Origin of the sequence: Celeribacter sp., from assembly GCF_048266405.1 — a bacterium.
Lineage (GTDB): Bacteria > Pseudomonadota > Alphaproteobacteria > Rhodobacterales > Rhodobacteraceae > Celeribacter.
Window position 1 is genome coordinate 83,848 of the sequence record NZ_JBLWZO010000011.1, and the last position, 8,650, is coordinate 92,497.

At 54.2% G+C, this 8,650-nt stretch carries 12 protein-coding genes; all 12 read right to left on the reverse strand.

Features of this window, described 5'->3' with window-relative positions; all coding sequences use genetic code 11:
• Nucleotides 1–2: 2 nt before the first annotated feature.
• Nucleotides 3–1,541 carry a sigma-54-dependent transcriptional regulator gene (locus ACN0TS_RS15795; protein ID WP_417260328.1) on the reverse strand — a complete coding sequence of 513 codons (1,539 nt, stop codon included), beginning with the start codon at nt 1,539–1,541 and terminating at the stop codon, nt 3–5.
• Entirely contained in the window at nt 1,496–2,323 is an 828-nt protein-coding gene (gene hypB / locus ACN0TS_RS15800; protein ID WP_417260329.1) for a hydrogenase nickel incorporation protein HypB, read from the reverse strand. Before hypB ends, ACN0TS_RS15795 begins: the two co-directional genes overlap by 46 nt.
• On the reverse strand, nt 2,323–2,664 hold the full coding sequence (hypA, locus tag ACN0TS_RS15805) for a hydrogenase maturation nickel metallochaperone HypA (RefSeq protein ID WP_417260330.1): 342 nt from the start codon (nt 2,662–2,664) through the stop codon (nt 2,323–2,325). The genes hypB and hypA overlap by 1 nt, the downstream gene beginning before the upstream one ends.
• Nucleotides 2,657–3,541, reverse strand: a complete 885-nt coding sequence (locus tag ACN0TS_RS15810) for a hydrogenase expression/formation protein HupK (RefSeq protein WP_417260331.1) — start codon at nt 3,539–3,541, stop codon at nt 2,657–2,659. The genes hypA and ACN0TS_RS15810 overlap by 8 nt, the downstream gene beginning before the upstream one ends.
• A gap of 2 nt (nt 3,542–3,543) precedes the next feature.
• Nucleotides 3,544–4,383: a [NiFe]-hydrogenase assembly chaperone HybE gene (gene hybE, locus ACN0TS_RS15815; RefSeq protein ID WP_417260332.1), complete on the reverse strand. Its 840-nt coding sequence runs from the start codon at nt 4,381–4,383 to the stop codon at nt 3,544–3,546.
• On the reverse strand, nt 4,380–5,219 hold the full coding sequence (locus ACN0TS_RS15820; protein ID WP_417260333.1) for a hydrogenase expression/formation protein: 840 nt from the start codon (nt 5,217–5,219) through the stop codon (nt 4,380–4,382). The genes hybE and ACN0TS_RS15820 overlap by 4 nt, the downstream gene beginning before the upstream one ends.
• Before the next feature lie 12 nt (nt 5,220–5,231).
• The gene (locus ACN0TS_RS15825) at nt 5,232–5,618 is read right to left on the reverse strand and encodes a hydrogenase accessory protein (protein ID WP_417260334.1); all 387 of its coding nucleotides are present in this window, start codon (nt 5,616–5,618) and stop codon (nt 5,232–5,234) included.
• On the reverse strand, nt 5,615–5,935 hold the full coding sequence (locus ACN0TS_RS15830) for a HypC/HybG/HupF family hydrogenase formation chaperone (protein WP_417260335.1): 321 nt from the start codon (nt 5,933–5,935) through the stop codon (nt 5,615–5,617). Before ACN0TS_RS15830 ends, ACN0TS_RS15825 begins: the two co-directional genes overlap by 4 nt.
• A gap of 1 nt (nt 5,936) precedes the next feature.
• Nucleotides 5,937–6,545, reverse strand: coding sequence for a HyaD/HybD family hydrogenase maturation endopeptidase (locus ACN0TS_RS15835; protein ID WP_417260336.1), 609 nt, complete (start codon nt 6,543–6,545; stop codon nt 5,937–5,939).
• A gap of 310 nt (nt 6,546–6,855) precedes the next feature.
• Complete coding sequence (cybH, locus tag ACN0TS_RS15840; RefSeq protein ID WP_417260337.1) at nt 6,856–7,620, reverse strand: Ni/Fe-hydrogenase, b-type cytochrome subunit; 765 nt, start codon at nt 7,618–7,620, stop codon at nt 6,856–6,858.
• A gap of 2 nt (nt 7,621–7,622) precedes the next feature.
• Nucleotides 7,623–7,823 carry a hypothetical protein gene (locus ACN0TS_RS15845; protein ID WP_417260338.1) on the reverse strand — a complete coding sequence of 67 codons (201 nt, stop codon included), beginning with the start codon at nt 7,821–7,823 and terminating at the stop codon, nt 7,623–7,625.
• 14 nt (nt 7,824–7,837) lie between these two features.
• Nucleotides 7,838–8,650 (reverse strand): nickel-dependent hydrogenase large subunit (locus ACN0TS_RS15850; RefSeq protein ID WP_417260339.1); only part of this gene is annotated, 813 nt, incomplete at its 5' end.

The following is an 8,650-nucleotide window of genomic DNA, read 5'->3' on the forward strand; positions in this document are numbered from 1 at the left end:
GGCTATCTCTCCTCACTTGTGATTTCATCGTCTTGATGCTTCCGCTCAACCAAACCATAGCGCTCGATCTTGGCGCGCAGCCCGACGCGCGAAAGGCCAAGCTCCGCCGCCGCACGGCTTTTATTCCATTTCAATCTGGTGAGCGTCTCCCGAAGAATGCGCATTTCGATCTGTTCTACCCTATCCTTAAGAGTGCCAGTTCCGATCAACACACGATCAACAGCTGTCTCTGGCTCGGCACCTTTGGTCGGGATTGCTTGTAAAATGTGACGCGAAATCAATTCAGGGCCCAGCAGGGCATCCTGTGAAAAGATCAACATACGAAGAACTTCGTTTTCAAGCTCCCGCATATTGCCCGGCCAGTCATATTCAGACAGAAATTGTAGCGCATCATCGGACAAGCCACTGACGGGCTTGCCATGTTGTTCTGCCATCTCGAACAGAAAGGTTTGCGCCAAAACCGGAAGATCTCCCTGACGTTCACGCAAAGGTGGCACAGTCAGCCCCGCTTTAGATAAAGCAAAGTAGAGCTCGGCATTGAACCGGCCCTCGGCCACTTCAATGCGCAAATCCCGCTCTGTTCCTGTCAAAAGCCGTACCTGAGCATGTCGCATTTCGTGACTGCCCACAGGCCGGAAAGCCCCGTCCCGCGCCGCACGTAACAACAAAAGCTGAAGGCGGGGCGACAGGCTACACACGCCAGACAGATAGAGTGTACCCCGATCCGCTTTCTGGAACAGTCCCGTTTTGTGACTGGTGATCCCTGACAAAGCCCCGCGACGGGCACCAAACAATTCGATCTCCAGAATATCGTCATCGACAGACGCACAGTCGAATTCGAAATAGGGTTTGTCCGATCGCAACGAACTATAGTGCATCGCCCGCGCCAAATTCCGTTTACCCGTGCCTGTCTCTCCTGTGAGCATAACGGGCACATCGAACGTGGCAAACTGGCGCGCCTGTTCGATGACTGCATTGAGCGGGGAATTTGCCGCACGCAGCACAGTCTCGAACCCCATCCCCTCGCGCAAGGCCTTACGCTGTTCTTCGAGCTTCACCTCAACCGAACGAGAAAGGTATCGCATTTCCAGAGACATACGATCATAGTCGCGGTTCAGTTGGAACAGGTCCGTGGCATTTTTTGCCACCATCATCAAATGGTCAGGGTGCCATGGTTTAGTGAGAAACTGGTAAATCCCCGCATCATTTATCGCGGAAATCATATCCCCTGTTTCTGTGTATCCCGTAATGATAATTCGCACCGTTTCCGGCCAACGTTCGCGCACCTCTGTCAGGAATTCGACACCGGTCGTACCCGGCATCCGGTGATCACAAAAAATCACCTGCACAAAATGCTCTTCCATCAGGTCTCGTGCGTCGCTTGCATTCAACGCAGTCAGAATATCGAACTCATCTTCAAGCGCCATGCGCATGGCGGCGAGGCTGTGTTCCTCGTCGTCCACCAACAGAATTGTGGGCAGGGAATCGGTCATGGTCAGACCCGAACTGCCGGTTTCGCCGCGAGCCGATCGTGAAGCCATTGCACCCAGGCTTCCATCCCTTCGCCCGTTCGCGCGGAAATACGCAAGATTTCAATCGCCGGGTTCACGCGCCGAAGGTTTTCCTCATAGAGGTCCAGATCAACGTCACAATACGGTGCCAGATCAATCTTGTTGAGCAAAGCCATCTCGGACACGGTGAACATGTCGGGGTATTTCAGCGGCTTGTCTTCACCTTCCGTGACCGAAATAACAGCCACTTTGCAATCTTCTCCAAGATCGAACCCTGCCGGACACACGAGATTTCCGACATTCTCAATGAACAGCATAGAATTGGGGTCCAGCGACAGATGTTCCATCGCGTGCCCCACCATATGACCGTCAAGGTGACAGCCCTTGCCAGTGTTGACCTGAACCGCCTTGGCCCCTGTGGAACGAATGCGCTTGGCATCATTCTCGGTCTGCTGATCGCCCTCGATCACGGCGAGAGGTTGATCGCCAAGCATCTCGATTGTCTTACACAGCAATGTGGTTTTGCCTGACCCGGGAGAAGACACAAGATTGATAGCAAAGGCACCCTTATCCTTTAGAACAGCACGATTTGCCTCGGCGTACCGGTCGTTCTTGGCAAGGATATCGGTTTCGATTTCGATCAAGCGCTCCTGCGTCATGCCGGGCACTTCAACGCCTGCTGGACCCTGCCCGAAATGCATGTTGGACCCGTGATGATGGTGAGCATGGTCGGGACTATGCCCGTCCCCATGATCGTGATGATGGCCATGCCCTTCGACACTTGCTGTTCCGCAACCGCACACATTACACATCAATGCACCTCCAAGTCTTTGATCCGCATTTCATCGCCCCCAACGGGCATCAGCTTTCCACCGCCACAAGTTGGGCAAAGGTCCAGCCTATTCTCGATCTCAACCTCTTTCATACAATCGTAACACATGGCCCGCCCCGGAAGGTCGATCATCTCCAACAACGCGCCTTCGGCAACCGAACCGCGCATTACCACATCAAATGCAAAGGCAAGCGCAGGCTTCTCGACACCGGCGAATTTTCCGATTTCAACCCGAACAGATTTCACCGAAGAAAACCCGTTTTTGACCGCAGCATCTTCGATCACGGTGCGAATGCCCTCACATAATGACATTTCATGCATTGGCGATCCCTCCACCTTTTGCGCCACCATGCAATGTCACTGGAGAGCATGGGTCCAAAACATCAACCAGAAGTGTCGCCAAATGACGGCTTGCCGCTGGTAGACTGGCAAGGGACTGAGCCATAATCCCCCCTGCCGCCATCATATGGTCGGTCGGAGTAATCCGTTCAAATTGTGTCACGATACCTTCCCGCACACAGGCCCGCATCGCATAGGCTCCGCGCGAAGCTGGTACAACAACCCAACCGTCGTCCAGTCGCTTAGGTGCCGGAACTTCTCCCCGCGAACAAGCGGCCAGATCCAGCATCCGCGCGAAGACCCGCCACAACGGCCCGCGCCCCCGCGTCTCGGCAATATGCTGCATCACCGGATGGGTGCCGTGCCGTGCCGCCACGGAGTTTTCACAGGCATTGGCCTGAACAACCCGTAGATCATCTATGTACGGCAAATCAGCCACGGCCTCCCCCGATTGAAACGCTGCATCCAATGCACGCAACATCGGGGCAACCCCTTCAGTCTGGCGAAGATATAAAGAAAAATCCGCCTCTGTTTCAGGCATCTGTGGCGGCAAGACTCCGACTACTCCTTGCGCAACAGGCAGGGTGGGAAGCCCGAAATGACGGGGCAGAAGAAGACCCAAACGAACGAGGTGGTCACGGATAAAATCCTGAGCAAGCCTCTGGCGCACGTCCGAGTCCAAAGGCAAGCCAAAAGCAAGTTTTGCCGCAGCCTCTTGCGCGCCTCGACACAGGTTGAACACTCTCGGGATCAAGGTCACCACCTCTTCAACCGGCTTGCCGAGCACGAGCTTCGCCACAGGCATAGCCTGCGCCAATGTCGCACTCAAAGCACCAGTATCCGAGGCAGATACAGCCATGATTACTCGCTTTCCTCAATTTCATCTTCGCTTTTCGGCGCCCCACTCATTCCGACGGTCAAAACCTGTCTTCGGGTCGGAGCCACGGTCAGCTCTTCAGCACGGGCCTCTTGCTCGGCCGCCTCACGTTCAGCCTGCTCCGCGATTTCCTGCTCGCGTGCCGCACGAATATCGGCGCTACGATCCGTCTCGGCCCGATGCTCATCCTGAAACAATGCCACCATCACAGCCTTGGCGACATCAACGGCCTGCGCCTGAGTTTTGAACTCCCCCATAGGAGAAAACAACGAGCAGGCTTTATAACCGCCCGTTTGTTCGCGTGTATTGTGAATAAACTCATAGTCGCCGGACGGGAAAGAAATAATCTCTTTCTCGCCTGCCGTGAGGGCGCTCCAGTCCTCACCCTCGGCGGGCAGCTGGAGCAGGTTCATGAACCATGGCGAAATCAATACGCCCAGTGGGCGGCCCTCATATTCCATGAACCCGACAGCCTGCACATGCAGAAGCTTGTTCACAATCGGCACGTCCCGCATTTTCGCATGCCAGACTTCCGTGAAATCGCTCACCAGTGCTTCGGTCTTTCTGGCCAAACGTGCAGCTGCTTGCATCGCGTCGGAGCCGGGATCTTCCGACACCAGAAACTGTTCTTTTGGAGCATCACAATTCGGACATTTCCAATCATCTGGCAAAGCCAGAAATGGCGTACCTGGCAGGATCGACCGTGTGTCATCTCCCTCCTGCGGATCATAAGGCGTCCAGCAAATTTTGCATTCCATGATCGCCTGATCCGAAATCTTGTCATTCGCGCCAAGGAACGAACCCTCGAACCCGACCGCAGTCATTGGATCGCCTCCATCACTTCTTGCAGGCGTTCGCCACTATCCATGAGGTCTTCATCCGCAGCGAGCGCCACCTCTGGCATGGCCGTGACCTCGAATGTATCAAGAATGAGAACATCCATCGAATTGAAGAACTGCACCCGCCAGACATGCGGCATAGCGGTTGCCATCACCCGACAGTTGCCATAGCCGCGCGAGAGGATGTCTGTCGAACCCTGCCCCAAGGCCACATCGAGCCACGCCAAATCCTGTTCGGTATGCGGCAAGAGTGTCAGATTGATCACATGTGGTTCCAACCCCGGAGCATAGTTGCGAGATTTGTCTTCGATCTCGATCAGCAAGGGTGGCGCATTGACGACAGCGGGGCTGCGTGGCGCATTTGCGCCCTGCCCCGCGCGTAACGGTTCAAAGGCGCGAGCCCGCGCCATTTGCGGCACATCGCCCACTTCTATCACATCAAGACCCGCCGCCTTGAGCATCCAGACGCCGGCAAAAACGCTTTCCTGAACCTTGATTGCGGGAATACCGCTTATTTTCATTGCGACTTCACCCGCTCCCATCGTCTCTGCGATCAAGGCGCGGTTGGCCTCATCGAGACCGGTTAGATCGAATTGTTCAGGAACATGGGTTTGCGCGACCCGCGCGCAGGATTTGGAAATTTGCGACAGAAGGTCCAGCGCCGGTTTGAGCGCATTGGTGATTTCAACCTCGGGAATATGCACCGTATAGGTCTGCATATCCTGCGGCATCGGCATGTATTCGAGTTCTGCCCCATCCTCTTCGGGTGGTTGCGTTCCGGGGCCAAAGCCCATCGGCGGGAGTTGAAAATTATTGACCATTAGCAGGCTCCCTCAAGCGGCTTGTGGTGTGGGCATGGCAAGGATTTGCACGATGCGATGCATATATTCATCCCAATCCCGAACCTTCGGAATGCCTGCGAGAAAAACTCCGTCGCGGTAGAACAAAAGGGACGGTGTTTTAAGAACGCGTGTGGTTTCCCGCAATTCGGCTTCGATCGCCTCGCCAACCACAGCGCAATCAAATTTACCCTGAAAGGCAATTTTGAGTTCCGGAAGAATCACCGCCACATCCGCCGTTTCAAGATTGCGTTTTGCATCCCCAGGTACAAACAGAACATGAGTGCCTGCGCGACGGGTAAATTCGGTCACATCATGGTCCGTATCCAATACAGGCCAACCAAATTCGGTCGTCAGACGTTCAATTAGCGGGTGGCTCATGCGGTGGTCTCCCCTTTGTCACGTGCCGCCTGAAGATGCGGCGGAAGTTGCGGTTCACGGGTGTCGAGATCCGCAAATGCGTCCCCGAGATCGCGCCCTTCCATAAGCGCGCGCAACCCGTCCAATGCGTTTTTGATTTTGATTGCTTCCACTTCCGAAAGAACCTCCCGCGCGGTGCCAAGAAACGTCAGCACCCAAGTGCCCGGCTCCAAAGGACCGGTCAGAGCAAGGTCAATCAGATGTGTGTCTGTCCCGTCAGAAGCGGTCGCAGCAAGCTCTTCACGGGAGAGGATTTTCATTGGGATGCCAACACACATATCAAACGTCCTGCGGCAGGAAACGGTCATCGCCAACGCGACAGGCCTCCTCTTCCGAAGGGCGCCCCATTTCATATGCAGAACGTTGGATAGATGGATCGGCGAGATCCGGACTTTTGGTTTGACCTTCTCGCACTTCAACACCAAGACCGCGCAATTTCTCGGCCGCAATCTCGATGGCAGGCGTAATCTGCGCAGAAACAACGTCGCGCAGCCCCCCGCCGTAGTCTTCCAACTCTTCAGGCTGACAACCAATCAGGATCAGTTTTTCAGGGCAATACCCCATGAGCTGCGCTGTGGCGATAACGTCCTGAAATCCGGTTTGATGCAACGACATCTTTTTCGCCCCCATAAAGGCGGGAACATCGTCATCTTCGACGATTTTCAGTGTGCCCGGCGCAAGCCCGTAGTCCACCGCATCGAACACGAGCAACGTGTCCACCTCTTCCAGAAACGGCAGAAGATAGAGCCCTTGGGTGCCGCCATCGAGCAGCCGAACATCCGGACCAAAGGCGTATGTTTGCGCCAGTCGCTCGACACAGCGCACACCAAAACCTTCATCCGCCCACAGAACATTTCCGATTCCAAGGACGAGAATCCTCGCAGTCATTGTACCCCTCCTCCAAAGGCCATCACATCTCCGCCCGCGCGCTTTTGTGTCTCTATCGGGCCGGAAGATATACTTTCGACATATGTGCCAAGTGATCGTAATCCTTCTGATCAGGCGCAGCCCAGAAAATTCGGAATACAATGGAATACAATTAAACGCTTAGAAACGCAGGATTTTTCAGCAAATCTCATAAAACCTTCACAAATTGCATGAAAAGAAACTAACCACTTTGTAAATATTCTGGAAACCAAAAATGCAGAAGACGGGAACCTGCCCCGCCTTCTGCTAAACTAACTTTAATCGTCGTATATTAAGGTCGCCGATCCTTGAAACTCCGCGTGCCCGAAATCATGGTCGAAACCATGGACTGACGCGACAGAATATCTTCGCGGATCGCGGCATAAATATGGACGATCATAAACACCACGATAAACCACATTCCCAAATGATGTACGGAGTGGACGATCTGGCTATTGCCAAAGAGCGTGAGAACCCAGCCCGCCATCGTGTCAGCAAAACTGCCCTGCCCCGTGCCTTCGGAATAGAGCGCCCAACCCGTGAGAATCATAAAGCTCAGACCCAAAGTCATGAAGAAGAACATAGCCATTTGTGCCAGCGGGTTGTGGCCCACATATTTCTTCGGCTCTTTTTCCAGAAACGCGTACCACTTGAGTTCGATCACCACTTCTTTCCACCACCGCTTTCTCCACACTGGAATGTAGAACAGCTGCTTGGCGTGATGATTTCCAACAAAGGCCCAGTAGATGCGGCCAAAGAAACCCACGGTAACGATCATGCCTGCCGCAAAATGTGCAAAACGGATATAGCCCATTACAAACTGATGCGTTGCCTCGGCAATCTGCATTGATGGCAAGGGCGAGGCAATGAACCAGCCAGTCACACAAAGTATCGTGATTACCAGAGCATTGACCCAATGCCACACACGCACTGGCCATTCATAAACAAAGATCGACGTCTGATTGCGAAGGCTTTCAAGATCTTCTTCTGTTGCATCTCCTATCAACGGCGTGGCCAATTCAGCTTTCGGATAAGGAAGAGTGTCTTGTTCCGACATTTTTATTCCTCCTTACGCTTGGCCTTACGCCCTTTGATTGTGTTCACAGCAAGCCAGACTACGGCCACAGCAAGTGCGGCTATCAACAGATGCGCCTCTGTGTGTCCATGTGCTCCCGGCAACGTGGCATGTCCTTCATGTGCCAACACCGGAGACGCCACAGTTGCGGCCAATACAGTTGCAGATACGATTTGTTTTTTCACGATATTCTCCTCCCTTAACGCACTTTGACTGTCGTCAACTCATCACCATCCGGCGACATGACATGGGTCGAACACGCCAGACAGGGATCAAAACTGTGCAATGTACGCAGAATCTCCACCGGCTCTTCAGGACGTTCCATCGGCGTATCCAGAAGCGAGGCCTCAAAAGCCCCGATATTACCCTCAGTGTCACGCGGGCTGCCGTTCCAAGTGGTCGGCACCACGCATTGATAGTTCTCGATGCGCCCGTCCTTGATCTTGATCCAGTGACCCAAAGCCCCACGTGGGGCTTCGGTCATGCCTACACCTTTGGCCTCTGACGGCCATGTGCTCGGATCCCATTTCTCCACATTCGCCGTGGAGCTATCGCCGTTTTTGATATTGGTGATCAGCTTGTCAAAGAAGTGTTGTTGCAAACGTGAACAATATTCGGATTCAAGCGCACGGGCCGCCGTTCGGCCCAGCGTCGAGAACAACGCATCCAAAGGCAGATCCATGGTCTTGAGCAGCCCCGTGACCTGATCGGAAATGTCTTCATGCCCTTTCGCATACCCGATGATATACCGCGCCAGAGGGCCAACCTCCATCGCGTGCCCTTTCCATCGCGGAGCCTTGATCCAGCTGTATTTGGCAGCCTCGTCCAACTCTTCGATATTGGTGCGGGTGCCTTTCGCATTCGGGCCAAGCTCATAGTTCGGCTCGGTGATCCCGTCCCACGGGTGAAGCCCCTTACCCGCCTCACCATAGGTGTACCAGCTGTGATCCACGAATTCCTGCACCTGCTCCGGATCACGCGGATCAACATCATAGACTGTCGACAGATCACC

Excerpts from the sequence above, each read along its gene's own strand:
- hypB (WP_417260329.1), bottom strand. The coding sequence starts at position 2,323 with ATGTGTAATGTGTGCGGTTGCGGAACAGCAAGTGTCGAAGGGCATGGC.
- ACN0TS_RS15795 (WP_417260328.1), bottom strand. The coding sequence starts at position 1,541 with ATGGCTTCACGATCGGCTCGCGGCGAAACCGGCAGTTCGGGTCTGACC.
- ACN0TS_RS15825 (WP_417260334.1), bottom strand. The coding sequence starts at position 5,618 with ATGAGCCACCCGCTAATTGAACGTCTGACGACCGAATTTGGTTGGCCT.
- ACN0TS_RS15820 (WP_417260333.1), bottom strand. The coding sequence starts at position 5,219 with ATGGTCAATAATTTTCAACTCCCGCCGATGGGCTTTGGCCCCGGAACG.
- hypA (WP_417260330.1), bottom strand. The coding sequence starts at position 2,664 with ATGCATGAAATGTCATTATGTGAGGGCATTCGCACCGTGATCGAAGAT.
- ACN0TS_RS15810 (WP_417260331.1), bottom strand. The coding sequence starts at position 3,541 with ATGGCTGTATCTGCCTCGGATACTGGTGCTTTGAGTGCGACATTGGCG.
- ACN0TS_RS15830 (WP_417260335.1), bottom strand. The coding sequence starts at position 5,935 with ATGTGTGTTGGCATCCCAATGAAAATCCTCTCCCGTGAAGAGCTTGCT.
- cybH (WP_417260337.1), bottom strand. The coding sequence starts at position 7,620 with ATGTCGGAACAAGACACTCTTCCTTATCCGAAAGCTGAATTGGCCACG.
- ACN0TS_RS15835 (WP_417260336.1), bottom strand. The coding sequence starts at position 6,545 with ATGACTGCGAGGATTCTCGTCCTTGGAATCGGAAATGTTCTGTGGGCG.
- hybE (WP_417260332.1), bottom strand. The coding sequence starts at position 4,383 with ATGACTGCGGTCGGGTTCGAGGGTTCGTTCCTTGGCGCGAATGACAAG.